Origin of the sequence: Nonomuraea sp. NPDC050783 (genome assembly GCF_040802095.1) — a bacterium.
In the GTDB taxonomy this organism is placed as follows: Bacteria; Actinomycetota; Actinomycetes; order Streptosporangiales; family Streptosporangiaceae; genus Nonomuraea.
Window position 1 is genome coordinate 34,675 of record NZ_JBFAHK010000007.1, and the last position, 18,723, is coordinate 53,397.

The 18,723-nt window shown below is 74.8% G+C and carries 14 protein-coding genes; 4 read left to right on the plus strand and 10 right to left on the minus strand.

What is annotated here, in order from left to right; all coding sequences use genetic code 11:
* Nucleotides 1-55: 55 nt before the first annotated feature.
* The 3 genes from AB0H75_RS20400 to AB0H75_RS20410 all read left to right on the plus strand — a co-directional run bounded on the left by AB0H75_RS20400 (nt 56) and on the right by AB0H75_RS20410 (nt 5,535).
* Nucleotides 56-1,417 carry an OFA family MFS transporter gene (locus AB0H75_RS20400; RefSeq protein ID WP_367798265.1) on the plus strand — a complete coding sequence of 454 codons (1,362 nt, stop codon included), beginning with the start codon at nt 56-58 and terminating at the stop codon, nt 1,415-1,417.
* A gap of 235 nt (nt 1,418-1,652) precedes the next feature.
* Complete coding sequence (locus tag AB0H75_RS20405; protein ID WP_367798267.1) at nt 1,653-3,731, plus strand: glycogen debranching N-terminal domain-containing protein; 2,079 nt, start codon at nt 1,653-1,655, stop codon at nt 3,729-3,731.
* 202 nt (nt 3,732-3,933) lie between these two features.
* The gene (locus tag AB0H75_RS20410) at nt 3,934-5,535 is read left to right on the plus strand and encodes a BBE domain-containing protein (protein ID WP_367798269.1); all 1,602 of its coding nucleotides are present in this window, start codon (nt 3,934-3,936) and stop codon (nt 5,533-5,535) included.
* Here the strand turns inward: AB0H75_RS20410 and AB0H75_RS20415 are convergent, their stop codons facing one another.
* From AB0H75_RS20415 to AB0H75_RS20455, 9 genes are all read right to left on the minus strand, one after another.
* Complete coding sequence (locus tag AB0H75_RS20415; protein WP_367798271.1) at nt 5,536-6,213, minus strand: response regulator transcription factor; 678 nt, start codon at nt 6,211-6,213, stop codon at nt 5,536-5,538.
* Nucleotides 6,153-8,132, minus strand: coding sequence for a sensor domain-containing protein (locus AB0H75_RS20420; RefSeq protein WP_367798273.1), 1,980 nt, complete (start codon nt 8,130-8,132; stop codon nt 6,153-6,155). Before AB0H75_RS20420 ends, AB0H75_RS20415 begins: the two co-directional genes overlap by 61 nt.
* A 204-nt stretch (nt 8,133-8,336) precedes the next feature.
* Nucleotides 8,337-9,701: an amidase gene (locus AB0H75_RS20425; RefSeq protein WP_367798275.1), complete on the minus strand. Its 1,365-nt coding sequence runs from the start codon at nt 9,699-9,701 to the stop codon at nt 8,337-8,339.
* 126 nt (nt 9,702-9,827) lie between these two features.
* Nucleotides 9,828-10,622, minus strand: coding sequence for an amino acid ABC transporter permease (locus tag AB0H75_RS20430; RefSeq protein WP_367798277.1), 795 nt, complete (start codon nt 10,620-10,622; stop codon nt 9,828-9,830).
* Entirely contained in the window at nt 10,619-11,287 is a 669-nt protein-coding gene (locus AB0H75_RS20435) for an amino acid ABC transporter permease (protein WP_367798279.1), read from the minus strand. Before AB0H75_RS20435 ends, AB0H75_RS20430 begins: the two co-directional genes overlap by 4 nt.
* Before the next feature lie 4 nt (nt 11,288-11,291).
* Nucleotides 11,292-12,122 carry a glutamate ABC transporter substrate-binding protein gene (locus AB0H75_RS20440; RefSeq protein ID WP_367798281.1) on the minus strand — a complete coding sequence of 277 codons (831 nt, stop codon included), beginning with the start codon at nt 12,120-12,122 and terminating at the stop codon, nt 11,292-11,294.
* Between the two features lie 12 nt (nt 12,123-12,134).
* Entirely contained in the window at nt 12,135-12,878 is a 744-nt protein-coding gene (locus AB0H75_RS20445; RefSeq protein ID WP_367798283.1) for an amino acid ABC transporter ATP-binding protein, read from the minus strand.
* A 122-nt stretch (nt 12,879-13,000) separates the two neighbouring features.
* The gene (locus AB0H75_RS20450) at nt 13,001-13,849 is read right to left on the minus strand and encodes a glutamate ABC transporter substrate-binding protein (RefSeq protein ID WP_367798285.1); all 849 of its coding nucleotides are present in this window, start codon (nt 13,847-13,849) and stop codon (nt 13,001-13,003) included.
* Entirely contained in the window at nt 13,846-14,532 is a 687-nt protein-coding gene (locus AB0H75_RS20455) for a response regulator (protein ID WP_367798287.1), read from the minus strand. The genes AB0H75_RS20450 and AB0H75_RS20455 overlap by 4 nt, the downstream gene beginning before the upstream one ends.
* Nucleotides 14,533-14,688: 156 nt before the next feature.
* Between AB0H75_RS20455 and AB0H75_RS20460 the strand changes: the two genes are divergently transcribed.
* On the plus strand, nt 14,689-17,628 hold the full coding sequence (locus AB0H75_RS20460; protein WP_367798289.1) for a response regulator: 2,940 nt from the start codon (nt 14,689-14,691) through the stop codon (nt 17,626-17,628).
* Here the strand turns inward: AB0H75_RS20460 and AB0H75_RS20465 are convergent.
* Complete coding sequence (locus tag AB0H75_RS20465) at nt 17,571-18,602, minus strand: DUF5685 family protein (protein ID WP_367798291.1); 1,032 nt, start codon at nt 18,600-18,602, stop codon at nt 17,571-17,573. The genes AB0H75_RS20460 and AB0H75_RS20465 overlap by 58 nt on opposite strands.
* Nucleotides 18,603-18,723: the final 121 nt, after the last annotated feature.

The window sequence follows — 18,723 nt, forward strand, 5'->3', positions numbered from 1 at the left end:
ACCGCTCAACGTAAAGGGGGAAGACAGGCGAGATACGGCATACAGTATGGGCGGCGTGGCAGGTTTCCTCGCCCGTTCCCGCACCGTCGCCGATCCGTCGTGGAGCCGCTGGCTGGTCCCGCCCGCGGCGCTCTCGGTGCACCTGGCCATCGGCCAGGCGTACGCGTGGAGCGTGTTCAAGCCTCCGCTGGAGTCCGCGCTGGGCCTCACCGGCACGCAGAGCGCGCTGCCGTTCCAGCTCGGCATCGTCATGCTCGGCCTGTCGGCCGCCTTCGGCGGCACGCTGGTGGAGCGCAACGGCCCGCGCTGGGCCATGTTCGTCTCGATGGCCTGCTTCTCCTCCGGCTTCCTGCTGTCCGCGCTGGGCGTGGCCACCCGGCAGTACTGGCTGGTCGTGGTCGGCTACGGCGTGGTCGGCGGCGTCGGGCTCGGCGTCGGCTACATCTCGCCGGTCTCCACGCTCATCAGGTGGTTCCCCGACCGGCCGGGCATGGCGACCGGCATCGCGATCATGGGGTTCGGCGGGGGAGCGCTCATCGCCTCGCCCTGGTCGGCGCAGATGCTCGCCGGGTTCGGCGCGACCACGGGCGGCATCGCGCTGACGTTCCTCGTGCACGGCGTGGTCTACGCGGCGTTCATGACGATGGGCGTGCTGCTGGTCCGCGTCCCGCCGGAGGGCTGGCGCCCCCGGAACTGGACGCCCCCGCCGCGCCGCCCGCTGGTCACCGACGCCGACGTCTCGGCCCGCAACGCGGTGCGCACCCCGCAGTTCTTCCTCCTGTGGGTGGTGCTGTGCTGCAACGTCACCGCCGGCATCGGCATCCTGGAGAAGGCCGCGCCCATGATCACCGACTTCTTCGCCGGCACGCCCGCGGCGGTCGCGGCCGGCGCGGCGGCCGGGTTCGTCGCGCTGCTGTCGCTCGCCAACATGACCGGCCGCTTCGTGTGGTCCTCCACCTCCGACCTCGCGGGACGCAAGAACGCCTACCGCCTCTACCTGGGCGCCGGAGCGCTGCTGTACCTCGCCATCGCGCTGTCCGGCGCCGGCTCCAAGCCGCTGTTCGTCGTGTGCGCGCTCGGCATCCTGTCCTTCTACGGCGGCGGCTTCGCGACCGTCCCCGCGTACCTGAAGGACCTGTTCGGCACCTACCAGGTGGGCGCCATCCACGGCCGGCTGCTCACCGCCTGGTCCACCGCCGGCGTGCTGGGCCCGCTCATCGTCAACGCGGTCGCCGACGCCGGCGAGGCCGCCGGGCGCTCCGGCCCGGCCCTCTACATGACCTCGCTGTACGTCATGATCGGCCTGCTCGCGGTCGGCTTCCTCGCCAACGAGCTGATCCGGCCCGTGCACGACAAGTACCACGAGCACCCGTCCCGGGGGCCGGCCACCGGCGGGGAGAAGGGCAGGGCGGCATGAACAGGCGCATCGGTCTGATGGTGCTGGCGTGGGCCTGGGTCGGCCTGCCCTTCGCCTACGGCGTCCACAACCTGCTGCTCAGGCTGGCCCAGCTCTTCTGACGTGCCCGGCCGGACGGGCGCCCGGCACGGTCCGTCCGGCACGATCGGCCCGGGCATAATCTGATCGTTGGAAACGCCGTGGAACGGTGCACGATCCGCACCGCCGGCCTGTCCGCCGTCAGGAGGGAGTCGACGTGCCCCAACCGTTGTTGCACGACCTGGTCAGTACGGTCATGGCCCCCGCCAGTGCGCTCAGCGGCGCCGACGGCCAGATCCGGCGGTCCGGCGTGCAGGGGCTCTTCCGCGCCGACCGCCGGGTGCTGTCGCTGGCCCGGATCCTCGTGGACGGCAGGGAGCCCGAGGCCGTCCAGCACGCCCCCGCCGGGGCCGGGAGGGCACGTTTCGTGTCCCTGGCCCGCTGGCTCGGCGACCCGGGCTCCGACCCGACCGTCCGGCTCACCCGCACCCGCGAGCTGACCCCGCAGGGCATGCGCGAGGACCTGGAGATCGTCTCCGCCGCCGCCGTGCCCGTCGCCGCCACCGTGACCGTCGAGCTGGCCTGCGACCTGGCCGCCATCGAGGACGTCAAGTCCGGCCGCGCCGACGCCCCGCCCGTCCCCGCCGAGCCCGCCGGCGAGGGCCGCCTCGCCTGGAGCCCGCCCGGCCTCCGGGTCACCGCCGAGGGCCGGGGCGCGCGGGCGCGGGCGGGGGCGGAGGGGGCCACCCTGACCTGGGAGATCGCGCTGCCGCCGCGCGGCACCACGACGCTCGGCTGGAGCCTGTCCGTCGAGGACCCGGCCGCGGTCGTCGTGCCCGCCACCGCCCCCCTGGAGTGGAGCCCGCCGCGGGTCGCCGCCGCCGACCGCCGCATCGCCCGCCTGGTCGAGCAGTCCCTCGCCGACCTGCGCTCGCTGCGGCTGGCCGAGCCGGGCGCCCCCGGCGACACCTTCCTCGGCGCGGGCGTGCCCTGGTTCCTCACCCTGTTCGGCCGCGACAGCATCTGGGCCGCCCGCATGCTCCTGCCGCTCGGCACCACCCTGGCCGCGGGCACGCTGCGCGTCCTGGCCCGCCGCCAGGGCACCCGCCTCGACCCCTGCACCGGCGAGGCCCCTGGCAAGATCATGCACGAGCTGCGGCGCGAGGCGTTCCAGCTCGGCGAGGGCGACCGGCGGCTGCCCGCCGCCTACTACGGCACCGTGGACGCCACCCCGCTGTGGATCAGCCTCCTGCACGACGCCTGGCGCTGGGGCCTGCCCGCCGCCGAGGTCGCCGCCCTGCTGCCGCACCTGGAGGCCGCGCTCGGCTGGCTCGCCGAGCACGCCGACCCCGACGGCGACGGCTTCGTCGAGTACGTCGACACCAGCGGCCACGGCCTGGCCAACCAGGGCTGGAAGGACTCCGGCGACTCCGTGCGCTTCCACGACGGCGGCCAGGCCCAGCCGCCCATCGCGCTGGCCGAGGTCCAGGGCTACGCCCACCGGGCCGCCCTCGACGGGGCCGCGCTGCTGGACGCCTTCGGCCGCCCCGGCGCGGAGCGCTGGCGCGAGTACGCCGCGACGCTGAACGCCCGCTTCCGCGCCGCCTTCTGGGTGGACGGCGAGCACGGCCCCTTCCCTGCGCTGGCCCTCGACCGCGACAAGCGGCCGGTGGACGCCCTCACCAGCAACGTCGGCCACCTCCTCGGCACCGGCCTGCTGTCGCCGGAGGAGTCGGCCCGGGTCGCGGCGCTGCTGGCCGGGCCCGGCCTGTCCGGCGGCTTCGGGCTGCGCACGATGTCGGCGGCGGACGGCGGGTTCAGCCCGCTGTCGTACCACTGCGGCTCGATCTGGCCGCACGACACCGCGATCGTCCTGGCGGGCCTGGCCCGCGAGGGCTTCGCCGCCGAGGCCGCCGCGCTCGCCGAGGGCCTGCTGGCCGCCGCCGAGTCCTTCGGCTACCGCCTGCCCGAGCTGTACGGCGGCGACGTCCGCGACGGGTCCGGCGGCGCCGGCGGCCCGGTGCCCTACCCCGCCGCCTGCCGCCCCCAGGCGTGGGCGGCCGCCGCCGCGCTCACCGTCGTCCACGCCGCGCTCGGCCTCTACCCGGACGTGCCCGAGCGCCGCGTCCTGCTGCGGCCCCTGGCCGGGGCCCCGCTCGGCGCGCTGCGCGTCGGGGGGCTGCGGGTGGCCGGCCACGAGGTCGAGGCCGGCGTCGGCCACGACGGCCAGGTCACCGTCACCGGCCTGCCGGAGGATTTCCTCGTGCGGACCGCCGACCGGACGAGCGAGTCCTGAGCCACCGCCGGCACCACCGCCCACGTCACCGCCCACCCCACCGCCCACGCCACCGGCCTGAGGGCATGGGGCGGCGCACGCGGGAGCCGTGATCTCTCTGGGGGTTACCCCCCATCCCGGACGGGTGCCAAGGCGGTTCTGCGCCCGGTGCCCCCGCTCCTAGCGTTGCTCGCACCGACAAGGGAGCAGGAGGTGGTCGATCGTGAGCAGAGTGACCCGCCGCGGGTTCATGGGCGGCGCGGCGGCAGCCGGCGGGACGGCGGTGCTGGGCCTCGGCGCGCCGTCGAGGGCCGCCGAGGAGCTGGGGCCGGTCCGGGTCGCCCCGGGGGACCCGCGATACGAGGATCTGGCCGTGCGGCGGACGAACGAGCGGTTCACCCCCAGGCCGGAGTACTTCCACGTGGCCGGCTCGACCGAGCAGGTGGAGAGAGCCGTGCAGGAGGCCGTCAGGGCCGGCAAACGGGTCACGGTGCGCAGCGGCGGCCACTGCTACGAGAACTTCGTCGGCGACGGCGCGCAGGTCGTGATCGACCTGTGCGAGATGTCGCGGGTGTACTTCGACGACAGGCGGGGCGCGTTCGCGATCGAGGCGGGCGCGACACTGATGCAGGTGTACCGGACGCTGTACCTGGGCTGGGGCGTGACCGTTCCCGCGGGTCAGTGCGGCGGGGTGGCGGCCGGCGGCCACATCGCCGGCGGCGGCTACGGCCAGCACTCGCGCAGCCTGGGCTCGGTGGTCGACTACCTGCACGCGGTGGAGGTCGTGGTGGTGGACCGCTCCGGGCGGGCCAGGACGGTGGTCGCCACGAGGGACCCGTCCGACCCCCACCACGACCTGTGGTGGGCGCACACGGGCGGCGGAGGCGGGAACTTCGGGGTCGTGACGCGCTACTGGATGCGCGACCCGGAGGCGAAGGGCGACGACCCCCGTACGTTGCTGCCCAAGCCGCCACCGGCCCTGCTGGTCTGCCACCCGGCCTGGTCGTGGGGCGACATGACGAGGGAGTCGTTCACCGCCCTGCTGCGCAACCACGGCGAGTGGCACGAGCGCAACAGCCGGCCCGGCGTCCCGTACGCGGGGCTCTGGAGCGCGCTGATCGTGCAGAGCCGCGTCCAGGGGGCGGATCCGGGCGGCATGATCCTGCCGACCATGATGGACGCCTCGGTCCCGGACGCCGAGCGGCTGCTCACCGGGTACTTCGCGGCGCTGACGCGGGGGGTGGCGGCGCGGGCCCTCATCCCGCCGGTACGGCGGCTGCCGTGGTACCACGCGGTCAGGACGCAGGCGCTCGGCGCCGACCAGGAGTCCGGGAGGTTCAAGGCCAAGTCCGCGCAGGTGCGCCGGCGCTTCACCGACCGGCAGATCGGAGTGGCCTACGACCACCTGAGCGTGTCCGGGCCCGCCTCGTCGAGCGGGGTGATGCTGCTGGCGTCGTACGGCGGGCAGGTCAACACCGTGGCCTCCGGCGCGACCGCCGTGGCGGATCGTGACTCGGTGCTCAAGGCGCTGTTCGTGGGCACCTGGACCGAAGGGGAAGGAGCCGAGCGCGTCGCGTGGGTGCGGCGCTTCTACCAGGCGATGTACGCCGACACGGGCGGCGTGCCCGTCCCGGGCGGCGCCAACGGCGGCGCGTACGTCAACTATCCCGACGTCGATCTGGCCGACCCGGCGTGGAACACCTCCGGCGTGCCCTGGTCCACGCTCTACTACGGCGCCAACTACCCGCGGTTGCAGCGGGTGAAGGCCCGCTGGGATCCGCGTGGGGTCTTCCGGCACGCGCTGTCCGTGAGGCCGGCCCGCTGATCACGGCCCGGCGGGGCCCGGCGGCCCTGGCCGTGCGTGGTTGAGGAACGCCAGCACGGCCAGGACCCTGCGGTTGGTGTCGTCGGTGGCCTCCAGGCCGAGCTTGGCGAAGATGGCGGCGATGTGCTTGCCGATCGTGCCCTCGCTGACGTGGAGCGCGGCGGCGATGGCGGCGTTCGAGCGGCCCTGGGCCATGAGCTGGAGCACCTCGCGTTCGCGAGGGGTCAGCGACGCCACCGGGTGCAGCGGCGAGGTGCCGCCGAGCAGCTTCGCGATCACCTCGGGGTCCATCGCGGTGCCGCCGGCCGCGACGCGGCGCAGCGCGCCGACGAAGTGGCCGGTGTCGAACACCCGGTCCTTGAGCAGGTAGCCGACGCCTCCCGCGCCGTCGGCCAGCAGCTCGCGGGCGTAGATCTGCTCGACGTACTGCGACAGGACCAGCACGGGGAAACCCGGACGGCGCCTGCGGGCCTCGACGGCGGCGCGCACTCCCTCGTCGGTGTAGCCGGGCGGCAGGCGCACGTCCACGATCGCGGCCTGCACGCGGTGCCTGGCCAGGGCGTCGAGCAGCTCCTCGCCGGTGTCCACCGCGGCCACGACGTCGATGCCGTGACCTCTCAGGAGGTGGGTGAGCCCTTCCCTGAGGAGGTAGACGTCCTCGGCGAGGACAACCCGCATGGAACCTCCAAGGTCGCAACGGTCGGTCCGCCCGGCGGGCTGGACAGGGTCAGAGTTCCGTCGAATCCGCCGAGGCGGCGCCGGATGCCGTGCAGCCCGCCCCCGGGCCCGGCCCCGTTCCCGCCCCCGGGCCCGCCCCCGTGCCCGGCCACGGCGCCGCCCCGCCCGTCGTCGGCCACGGTGACCGTCAGCACGCCGTCCGCGTGGCGCAGCTCGACCAGGACCCTTGACGCGGCGGCGTGCTTGGCGGCGTTGGTCAGCAGCTCGGACACGGCGAAGTAGACCGCCGCCTCGATCGGCGCGGCCACCCGGCCCGGCAGGCGTACCCGTACCTCCGCCTCCAGCGGGGCGTCCATCGCCAGGGTACGAACGGCGTCGGCGAGCCCGCGGTCGGCGAGCACCGGCGGGCGGATGCCCCGGACGAGCTCGCGCAACTCGCCGAGCGCGGTCACCGACATGTCCTTGGCGCCGACGACCATCGCCTTGGCGGCCTCCGGGTCCCGGTCGATGAGCTCCTCCACCGCTCCGAGCGTCATCCCGACAGCCACCCACCGGGCCTGCGCGCCGTCGTGCAGGTCGCGCTCGATGCGGCGCAGCTCGGCGGCCTGGGCGTCCCGGATCCGGGCGCGGCTGCTGGTCAGCGTGTCCACCCGGCTCGTCAGCACCGCGGCCCTGGTCGGGCCGAGCAGCGCGCGGCTCAGCAGGGCGTGGCAGCGCAGCAGCGCCGGGGCGACCGCCATGCCGAGGGCCGCGGCGGCCAGCCCGGCCACCGGGGCGGGCACGTCCGGCAACGCCGGCACGGCGGCGCGCAGCAGGCGATCGGGCGACCACGCCGCCCCGGTGAGGAGACCCAGCGCCTCGGCCCACACCCACGACCAGCACAGCCCGGCCAGCCCGCCGGCGATCAGCACGGCCGGCCCCGCGAACAGCACGACCGCGACGGGCACCTCCAGGAACAGCCACGCCAGATCCCGCCACGACGCCCCGTCACGTGCCAGCCACTCGAACCGCCGCGCCCGTAGCGCGTCCGCCCGCGTCCGGTGGACGGTGCCGAACGGGCCCCACCCCAGCCGGTACGACCCGTCCGGACCGGGATCGGGCAGGGGCGGCTCGGGCCGGTACGGCTCGGCGATCCGCACGCCCGTCCACTCGCCGATCCGGGCCCGGCGCCAGGACACGAACCGGCGTGAGCCCAGCACCGTCTCGGGCCACAGCCGCACCGGCATCAGCCCCACCGCCACCAGTTGCGCCACGGCGAACACCATCGCCACCCCCGCCAGCACCACGCTCCCGCACAGCCGGGCCCCGGCGACGGCTCCCGACCTCGCGGCCCGCGCGAGGCGGCCTGGGGCGCGGCGCGCCGGCGGCGCGAGCAGCACCCGGGTCCAGCGGGCGTGCAGGCGCAGCAGCCGGGGGCCGAGCGCGAGGCCGAGCAGCGCCGCCGCGGCCCCTGCCGGTCGGCCGAGCGGCACCGCCACGAGCCCGACGCCGACCAGCGCCGGCGCGAGCCCCGCCAGCACGCCGCCGACCAGCGGGTTCAGCACCATCCACGCCAGGTCGCGCGCGGTCGCCGGATCGCCCGCGACCCACCGCAACCGCGCCAGGTAGGCGGGCAGGAACGCCGAGCGGAACAGCGCGTCGCCGTCGCGGTACCAGCCGTCGGGATCGCGTACGGGCGGCGGCGGAGCCGGACGGTACGGCGAGGCGATCTCCACGCCGCCCCACCGGGCGGCCAGCGACCGCGCCAGCGCCGGCAGCCGGCGGCCCTGCTCGACGAAGAACGCCGGGGACGGCAGCCCCGCGTGCGCCCCCACGAACATCACGACCAGGAGCGGCGGCCCCAGCAGCGCGACCCCGGCCAGCGCCAGACCGCGCAGCGGCGCGCTCACGTGATCGGCGAACCTGCTGCCTCGCGCCACCTCACGCCTCCACGAGCCGCGCGATCCCACCGCCCGGCTCCTCGATTCCGCGTCCGCACGATCAAAGCACGCCGGCGGGGGGCGACGGCATGGGTGCCAGCACCCAGACGCGGCGGAACGGCCGGGGCGCGCACGCGGCCGGAGGCGTACGGTGACGACCCGGCATCGACGTCGCCGCGCCAGGGGCACCGCCGCCGGCCCGGCCTAGGACTGATGCGCCCGGCCGCCCGCCCGCGCCCGCCGGGCCGCCGCGAACAGCAGCGGCTCGGCGCCGGGACGGGCCACCAGGTGCAGGCCGACCGGCAGTCCGTCCACCGTCCCCGCGGGGACGGTCAGCGCGGGGAGACCGAGCACGTTCCACGGGCTGGTCATGGCCAGCAACGCGGCCCGCACCTGGACAGGCCCGCCGCCGGCGCCGAGCTCGCGGGGGTCGAGCTCGCGGGCGCCGAGCGGCGGGGCGAGGATCGGCACGGTCGGCGTCGCCAGCACGTCGTGCTCCCCGAACAGCGCCTCGGCCCGCTCCGCCAGCGCCGGGCGCGCCTCCAGGGCCCGCACGTAACGCCAGCCGGGCAGCTCGGCGGCCAGGCGGAGCCGCTCCAGCAGCTCGGGGTCGAACAACTCGGGCGCGGCGGCCAGCCGGTCGGCGTGCACGGCCGCCGTCTCGCAGCTCTGGATCGCCAGGTACGTCTCCCGGAACGACGCCACGACCTCCTCCGGCATCCGCACCTCCGCCGTGACGTCCCCGGCGGCCGCGCGCGCCACCGCCGCCACCCGCGGATCGGTGGGGAACAGCCCGTCCGGCTCCAGCCACGCCACCCGCGCCCCCGCGCCACCCTCCGGCTCCCGGACGGGTGTGGCGGTCAGGCAGTGGTAGGCGAGGAGGCAGTCGTCCGGGGTGGCGGCCAGGACGCCGACGTGGTCGAGGGTGCGCGCGAGCGGGAAGACGCCGTCCGCGGGGATCGCGCCGTAGGCGGGCTTGAAGCCGGACACCCCGCACAACGCGGCCGGGATGCGGACGGAGCCGCCGGTGTCGGTGCCGAGCGCGAGGGGCACCAGACCCGCCGCGACGGCCGCGGCGCTGCCCGCGCTGGAGCCGCCCGTCATGCGGGAGGTGTCCCACGGGTTGCGGGCGGGCCCGCCGGCCGAGCGGTCGCCGGTCGGCCCGTACGCGAACTCGTGCGTCGTGGTGGTGCCCACGATGACCGCCCCCGCGCGGCGCAGCCGGGCCACGCACGCGGCGTCGTGCTCCGGCACGTGCCCGGCGAAGTGCCGCGACCCCATCGTCACCCGCAGCCCGGCGACCATGACGAGGTCCTTGACCGCGACCGGCACCCCGTGCAGCGGCCCCCGGTCGATCCCGGCCGCCAGCTCCTCGCCGGCCCGCCGGGCCGCCCGCGCCGCGCCGTCGGCGTCCACGGTGACGAAGGCGTTCAGCTCGGGGTCGCGCGCCGCGATCGCGTCGAGCGCCAGCGCGGCCAGCTCGGACGGGGTCGTGCGCCCGTCGCGCAGGTCGCGGGCGAGTCCGGGCAGGGTGCGACCGGTGAAAGGGCCGAGGGAGGGGATCGGCATGGGACCATTGTGGCCCCGGCGCAAGGCCGGGGCCGACGGGGACCGGCACTGGATCGGACGGGGCCGACGGGGACCGGCACTGGATCGGACGGGGCCGGGACCGGACGGTCAGGCCGGACAGGCCGGTCAGGCCGCGCCGAGCCGGTGGGCCAGGCGGTCCAGCGAGGTGTTGACGGCGATGAAGATCGCGGCGATGAGGATCGCGGCCGGGATGACGTTGGCGAAGTTCGCGGCGATGCCGTTCAGTCCCCGGTCCACCAGCTCGTCGTAGCCGACGATGAGCCCGAGCGCCGAGTCCTTCAGCAGCACGATGAACTGGCTGACCAGCGCGGGCAGCATCGCCCGCACCGCCTGCGGCAGCAGCACCAGCCGCATGACCTGGCCCTTGCGCATGCCGACCGCGTAGGCCGCCTCGCGCTGCCCCTTGGGCAGGCTCGCCACCCCGGCCCGGACGATCTCGGCGATCACCGACCCGTTGTAGAGCGTGAGCCCGAAGACCACCGCGGTGAACGCCGAGATGTTCGTCCCGATCAGCATGTACGAGCCGAAGAACGCGAAGAAGATCAGCAGCAGCAGCGGCACCGACCGGAAGAACTCCACCACCGCGCCCGCCGGCACCCGGATCCACCGGTGCTCCGACATCCGGGCCACCGCGAACACCAGCCCGAACGCCCCCGCCAGCAGCCCGCCGGCCACCGCCGCGCCGAGCGTCCCCGCCAGGCCGGGCAGGATGAAGGTGGCCCACACGTCGCCGCGCAGCAGCGGCAGCCACTTGTCGGCCGCCCACTGGTCCTTCTCGTCGAAGCGCGCGTACACCACGTAGGCGAGGGCGAGCAGCACGAGCGCGACGGCCGCGGCCAGCAGCCGGTTGCGGCGCGCCCCGCGCGGGCCCGGCACCTCGTAGAGGTTCGCATAGCTCATCTGGCCACCGCCATCCGCCGCGACAGCCAGCCGAACAGCAGGCCCATCGGCAGGCACAGCAGCACGAACCCGGCGGCGAAGCCGAGGAAGATCTCGATCACCTGGTCGCCGTACGTCTCGATCATCTCCCGCATCCGCACCGACGCCTCGCTCACGCCCACCACCAGCGCGATCGTGGTGTTCTTGGTCAGCGCGATGAGGATGCTGCCGAGCGGCGCCACCACCGCGCGGAACGCCTGCGGCAGCGTGATCAGCAGCAACGTCCGCACGAACCCGAGGCCCAGCGAGCGGGCCGCCTCGGCCTGCCCGACGGGCACGGTGTTGAGCCCGGAGCGCAGCGCCTCGCACACGAACGCCGAGGTGTAGGCGGTCAGCCCGATGCAGGCCAGCCAGAAGTTGTTGGTCGCGATGTCGTCCGACAGCTCCACGCCCAGGTTCGCGCCGACGCCGAGGCCGGTGAACAGCAGCACCAGCGTGAGCGGCGTGTTGCGGGCCACCGACACGTACGTGCCCGCGGCGGCCCGCAGCGAGGCCAGCGGCGCGACCCGCATGGCGGTCAGCAGCGTCCCCAGCACCAGGGAGCCGAGCGCGCTGACCGCCGTCAGCCTGATCGTCATCCAGAACGCGGCGAGGATCGTGTCGCGTTCGGTCAGCAGGGCCTCCATACGATCAGTACCGCTCCAGCGCCGGGGCCTGCGGCACGGTGAAGCCGGAGGAGCCGACGCTGGCCTGCAGCGCCTTGGCCCAGCTCCCGTCGGCGAACATCTTCTCCAGCGCGTCGTTGACCGCCTTGCGGCCGGCCGTGTCGTCCTTCTTCAGCCCGATGCCGTACTTCTCGGTGCTGAACGGCTTGCCGACGACCTTGAGCTTGCCGGCGTGCTGCGCGGCGTAGCCGGCCAGGATGACGTTGTCGGTGGTGAGGGCGTCGAGCTGGCCGCCGAGCACCCGGTCCACGCACGCCGAGTACGTGCGCTCCTCCTGGAGCTGCACCTCCTTGGCGTACTCCGTCTTGACCTTCTGGGCCGGGGTGGAGCCGGCGACCGAGCACAGCTTCTTGCCGTTGAGCGTCTCCGGCCCGGTCAGCGCCGTGTCGTCGGCCCGCACGAGGAGGTCCTGCCCGGCCACGAAGTACGGCCCGGCGAAGGACACCTTCTGCTTGCGGGCGTCGGTGATCGAGTACGTCGCCACCACCAGGTCCACCTGGCCCTGCTCCAGGAACGCCTCCCGGTTGGCCGAGACCGTCTCCTTGAACGTGATGCCGTCCGGCTCGACGCCGAGCTGCTTGGCCACGTACGTGGCGACCTCGATGTCGAAGCCGGTGAACGTGCCGTCCGGCGTGCGCAGCCCCAGTCCCGGCTGGTCCGCCTTCACGCCGATGACCAGCTTCTTGTCGTTCTTGGCCTTGTCCACGACCGAGGCGTCGCCCCCCTGCCCGCCGCCGCCGCAGGCGGTGGCCAGGACCAGAACGGCGAACACCGCGTACAGGGACCTTCCGAACATGACGTGCGCTCCTTAGTGGGTGAGGATCTTGGCGAGGAAGGACTGGGCGCGCTCGCTGCTCGGCGCGCCGAAGAAGCCGTCGGGGGTGGACTGCTCGACGATCTCGCCGTCGGCCATGAAGACCACCCGGTCGGCGGCCCGCCGGGCGAAGCCCATCTCGTGGGTGACGACGACCATGGTCATGCCGTCGCGGGCCAGCGAGGTCATGACCTCCAGGACCTCGTTGACCATCTCGGGGTCGAGCGCCGAGGTCGGCTCGTCGAACAGGATCACCTTCGGGTCCATGGCCAGGGCGCGGGCGATGGCCACCCGCTGCTGCTGGCCGCCGGAGAGCTGGGCGGGGAACTTGGCGGCCTGCCCGCCGATCCCCACCCGGTCGAGCAGCTCGCGGGCCTTGCGCGTGGCGGCGTCCTTCGGCCTCTTCAGCACGTGCACCTGGCCCAGGACGACGTTGTCCAGGACGGTCCTGTGCGCGAAGAGGTTGAACGACTGGAAGACCATGCCGACCTCGGCACGCAGCCGGGCCAGCGCCCTGCCCTCGGCCGGCAGCGGCGTGCCGTCCACGCTGATGGTGCCGGAGTCGATGGTCTCCAGCCGGTTGATCGCGCGGCACAGGGTCGACTTGCCCGCCCCGGACGGGCCGATGACCACCACGACCTCGCCGCGGCGGACGGTCAGGCTCACGTCCTTGAGCACGTGGTGGTCGCCGTAGCGCTTGTTGACCCGGTCCAGGACGATCAGGTCCTCCTGCGGCATGCGTCACGCTCCTTGTGTCGGTCCGCGATGGCGTAACCGTAGGAGCCGGGTGTGGCGCGGGAGGGGCTTGTGATCTTTCTGCTCAGGAATGCTCAGGAATGCTCGGGAATCGGGGCCGCTGGTCAGCGGGCGGCGGGCTTGGAGCTCTCGGACGTCGCCCCGGACACGCCGATGGTGTCCCGGTAGGCGCGGTCCCACTCGCCGCCGGCCAGCCAGCGGGCGATCAGCCCGTTGAGGTGGTCGCGGAAGGCGAGGTCGTCCTTGCGCACGCCCATCCCGTACGGCTCGCGCCCGAACGGCTTGCCCACCAGCCGCAGCGCGTCCGGATGCTGGGCCTGCAGGCCGAGCAGGATGGTGTCGTCGGTGCTGAGCGCGTCCACCCGGCCGGACAGCAGGGCGGGCACGCACACGCTGTAGCTGTCCACGATCTCCAGGCTGGCGCCGGAGACCTCGGTGCGCAGCCGGTCCACCGAGGTGGAGCCGATGGCCGTGCAGACGGTCTTGCCGTCGAGGTCGGACACGCCGTGGATGCGGGTGTCGGCGGTCCGGACGAGCAGGTCCTGCCCGGCGTAGTAGTACGGGTCGGTGAAGGTCACCAGGCGGGCGCGGGCCGGGGTGATCGAGTAGGTGGCGATGACCATGTCCACGATCCGCTGGGAGATGAAGTTCTCCCGCTCGCGCGAGACGGTCTCGACGAAGCGGATGTTGCGCTCGCTGCCGGTGAGGTCCCTGGCCACCAGGCGGGCGATCTCGGCGTCGAAGCCGGTGATGCGCCCGGTGGCCGGGTCCTTGTAGCCGAACATCGGCTGGTCGAACTTGATGCCCACCACCAGGACGCCGCGGTCCCTGATACGGGCCATGGTCGAGCCCTCGGGGAAGCGGTCGTCCTCGCCGCAGCCCGCGGGCAGCAGGCACAGCAGCACGGCGAGCACCACCCGGACGCCCGCGGCCGTCCCGAGCCGGCGGGTCACCGGGCGCGGTACCGGTGCTGGGGGCGGCCGGTGGGCCCGTACCTGGGCCGGGTCTCCACCAGCCCCCGGTCGGCCAGGTGCTCCAGGTAGCGGCGGGCGGTGGCGCGGCTGACGCCGATGGCGGCGGCCAGCTCGTGCGCCGAGACGTCCTCCTCGACGGCGCTCAGCGCGTCCAGCACCGCCTGCTCGGTGGCCGCGGAGATGCTCTTCGGGCGGAACGGCTGGTCGGTGTGCAGGGAGCGGAAGATGCGGTCGATCTCCTGCTGCTCGGCGAAGCGGCCGCTGGCCTCCAGTTGCGCGGAGGTGGCCGCGTACCGCAGCAGCGTCTGCTCCAGCGTCCCCGCGCGGGTGGGCTTGACCAGGTAGTACAGCGCGCCGCGCTGGATGGCGGCGCGTACCGTCGCCGACTCCTTGCGGCCGGAGATCACGATCACGTCGGCGGGCGGCTGGTCCGGACGGCGCAGCCGGTGCGCGACCTCCAGCCCCGGCAGGTCGGGCAGGTGCAGGTCGAGCAGGATGAGCCGCGGCGCGAACCGGGCGGCGGCGGCCAGCGCGGCGTGCCCGCTGTGGGCGATGCCCACCACCCTGAACCCGAGCACCCGGTTGACCTGCGCCTGCAACGCGGCCGTGACGACCGGGTCGTCGTCCACGATGAGTACGGTGATGTCCCTGGGCTGAGGCACCGCACCCTCCTCGCTCCATCTGACAGAGGTTCAGTGCAGCTTAGGTGGCTTTTGCGAAATAAGATCGACTTTAGCGCATTCTGCTCACGTCGATCCCCCCGCGCACCCGTGATCCCTCCTAGTCTTGACCCGGGCGAGGGGAGGAGGCGGACGCCGGTGAGATGGCTGCTCGCGGTGACGGCCCTGTGGACACTGCTCGGCCTGCTGCCGCTGGCGCTGCTGACCTCCTCCAGCATCAGCCTGTCCGAGCAGGCGGTCAGCAGCGAGGTCAGCGACCGGGTCAGGACCACCGCCTCGGTCAGCCGGGTCGTCGTCGAGCAGCAGATGGGCTCGCTGCGGCAGCTCGTCACCGCCTTCGCCGAGCAGCCCCGGGTGCGCGGGGCCGTCGAGGACGCCGCCTCCGAGAGCCGCACCTCCGCCACCCTGCGCGGCTACCTGGGCGAGCTCAAGCGCATGCGCGACGACGGCGTCAGCGGCCTCATCCTCACCTCGCCCGACGGCGCGATGCTGGGCGCCGAGCCGCCCAGCGCGCTGCCCCAGGACATCGGCAACACCGACTGGTACCGCGCGGTGCGCGACCGCAGGCAGACGCACGTCTCGCAGGCGTACACGCCGACCATGCGGGACGTCTCCCGCGCCGTCGCCGTGGCCGCCCCCATCCCCAGCGCCGACGGCAGGCGCATGCTCGGCATCCTCACCGTCGTCTACAGCCTCGACGCCATCCGGCGCTTCGCCGAGGAGGCCGCCGAGGCCCAGGACATCCGGCTGCTCATCACCGACCGGGCCGGCGTGCTCGTCGCCGACCCCGGCAGGAAGCTCTACGCCCTCACCTCCCTGCGCGAGGACCCGCGCGTGGACGCGGCGCTGGCCGGCCGCACCTGGAACGGCAGCTTCCCCGGCATCGACGGCACCGTCCTGTCGGCCTCCGAGCCCATCCCCAGCATCGGCTGGACGGTGACCGCCGAGGTCTCGGCGGACGAGGCGCTGGCCTCCGCCCAGCAGCTGCGCGCCAACGTCGCCACCGTCGCCGCCCTGCTCGCCCTGCTCATCCTCATCGGCCTCGGCATCCAGATCCACACCACCCGGGGCCGCCGCCGCGCCCAGGCCACGCTCGCCCGCTACGCCGCCGAGCTGGCCGCCGCCCGGGACGAGGCGGTCAGCGCCTCCAGTGCCAAGTCGGAGTTCCTGGCCAAGATCAGCCACGAGATCCGCACCCCCATCAACGGCGTGCTCGGCATGAACTCCCTGCTCATGAGCACCCGCCTGGACGACGAGCAGCGCCACTACGCCACCACCGCCCAGGAGTCGGCGCAGAACGTGCTGCGCCTGCTCGACGACTTCCTCGACCTGTCCAGGATCGAGGCCGGGCACCTCCAGGTCGAGGAGACGCCGTTCGACCTGCCGCGACTGTGCGACGAGGTCGTGGCGCCGCTCGCCCCGCTCGCCTACGAGCAGGGCCTGTGGCTGACGCTCCGGCTCGACGAGCACGTGCCCCGGCAGGTGGCCGGCGACCCGGCGCGGCTGCGGCAGATCCTGGCCAACCTGGTCGGCAACGCGCTGAAGTTCACCGTCCAGGGCGGCGTCGACCTGCACGTCACGCTGGAGGAGGGCGAGCCGGGCGAGCCGCGGGTGACGCTGCGCTTCGCCGTCTCCGACACCGGCGTCGGCGTCCCGCCCGACGACCGCGAGCGGGTCTTCGGCGTCTTCCGCCAGGTCGACTCGCCGATCACCCGCCGCACCGGCGGCAGTGGCCTGGGCCTGGCCATCGCCCGGCAGCTCACCGAGCTGATGGGCGGGGAGATCGGGCTCGACAGCGTGGAGGGCGTGGGCAGCCGGTTCTGGGTGCGGCTGCCGATGAACGTGCTGACCTGGTCCGAGCCGGACGCCGGGGCGCTGGAGGGGCTGCGGGCGCTGGTCGCCGACGCGCGCCCCGAGGACCGGGCGCTGGCCGGGCGCCACCTGTCCGGGGCGGGGCTCGCCGTGGAGGAGGTCAGGGACGCCCGCTCGGCGCTGGTCCTGCTGCGTACCGCGGCGGCCGCCGGGAGCCCGTACGAGCTGGCGGTGGTCGCCCTCGACCTGGGCGCCGAGGGCGGCGGCGAGAGCGGGTCGCTGGCCCACGCCATCCTCAGCGACCCGCTGCTCCAGGGCACCAGCGTCGTCGTGGTCGTCACGCCGGGCCGGGCGCGCTTCGCCTGGCCGGCCGCCGGCGAGCGGGCCGTGCAGTCGATCACCCGCCCGCTCAGCCGCCGCCGCCTGCTGGCCGCCGTCGAGAACGCCCTCGGCGTCGCCGAGGGCTGCCCCGGCGAGCCGCGCGAGCTCGTCCAGGACCTCGCCGGGCAGAGCGGGGGCGTGCGCGTCCTGGTCGCCGAGGACGACGAGGTCAGCCGCCAGGTGGCGATGCTGGTGCTGCGGCGGGCCGGCCACGAGGTGGACACCGTGGACGACGGCGCGCAGGCGGTGCGGGCCGTGCTGTCCGGCGGCTACGACCTGGTCTTCATGGACTGCCAGCTCCCCGTGCTCGACGGGCTGGCCGCCACCGCCGAGATCCGGCGGCGTGAGGAGCTGCGCACCCCCATCATCGCGATGACCGCCGCGGCCATGCCGGAGGACCGGGTCCGGTGCCTGGAGGCCGGCATGGACGACCACCTCACCAAGCCGGTGGACTGGCCGCGCGTGCTGGCCAGGATCCCGGAGTGGGCCTCCTACGGCGACCTGCCGCCCGAGCTGGCCGGGCTGTCGCCGGAGGCGGTCGCGGACGTGGCGCAGGCGTACCTGGCGACGGCGCGGCGCACGTTCGAGGAGCTGCGGGCCGTCGCGGCGGCCGGGGACCTCGCCCAGGTGGCGGCGCTGGCCCACCGGCTCAAGGGGAGTTGCGCGACCGTGGGGGCGGCGCGGGAGGCCGAGCTGTGCCGGCGGGTCGAGGACCTGGCGCGGGTGGGCTCGGTCGAGCGCGAGGCCGTCGAGGAGCTGGACGGGCTGCTCCGGCACGCGCCCCAGTGGATGAACGGCTGGAGCACGAGGAGCGGCGGGCCGGCGGGTCAGCCGCAGGAGCAGTCGCAGGTGCAGCAGTCGCAGCAGCTCCCGCCCCGGAAGTAGCAGCGCTCGTCGCACCCGTGCCCGGCCCTCTTGCTCCACCGCGGGCGCCACACGCCGCAGGTGAGGAAGGTCGCGATCCCGGCCGCGGACTTCCTGATCCAGCCCGGCCGCTGGTAGGAGGCGGCCGGGGCGCCGAACGCGCGGGTGACGGCCCGCCGCACCTCGGTGCCGAGCAGCGCGTCCACCAGGTGCCGGTCCTCGAACTCGGCCTCCTCCAGCGCGAGGGCCAGCCCGTGTGCGGCGTCCTCGCACAGCCGCCGCGCCTCCCGCGGCGAGGTCGCGGTGGCGGTCAGCGGGTTGAACGCGCCGCGCGCCTCGTCCCCGGCGCGGTCCTCGACCGCGTCCAGCAGGTGCGCGAGCCGGCCGAAGAAGCGGCCCGCCTCGGCCAGCGGCGCGGCGTTCCCCGGCCGCCCGGCCAGCACCGCCGTGTGCGCGAACGCCGCCGCCACGGCGTCCTCCGTCGGCGCGGTCAGGGCGAGCAGGCCCGTCGCCGGCCCTGCGGACCGTTCCACGTCGAGCTGGCGGTCCACCGTGGCGGCCAGCGCGGCGGCGTCGAAGCCGACCCCGGCCGCCATCCTGGCCCCGCCCCGCTGCCAGCGGGCCGCCAGCCGCCGCCGCGCCGCGACCGTCCCGAACGCGGCCTCGCCGTCGGCCACGTGGTCGCGCAGCTTCCCGGCCGCCAGCACCAGCGAGACCGCCGCCGCCAGCCGGGCCCCGTCCGCCCGCGCGTCCAGCACCTCGGCCGGGCGGAAGCCGCGCAACGCGCACGGCCCCGCCGTCCGGCGCGGCGCGGCCGACGGGAGCTGGGCCTCGGCGAGCACGGAGACGACCAGCGTGTCGTAGTTGGTGGCCAGCCGCGCGCCGTGGCCCTGCCCGTCGCGCAGCGTCAGGCACAACCCGCACAGGTGCGCCCGCCACGCCCGCATGAGCGACGGGCAGCCGTGCGCGGCGCACGGGCGGAGGATTCCGAACACGAGGACCTCATTGGGGGAAGAAGAATCCGGCTGGCGGGCATCGTAGAGCCCTCCGCCGCGCCCCGCCGCACCGGGTCCGGCGCCCTGGGGGTTTTCCGCCATCGAGGTCGGCGGTCCGCCC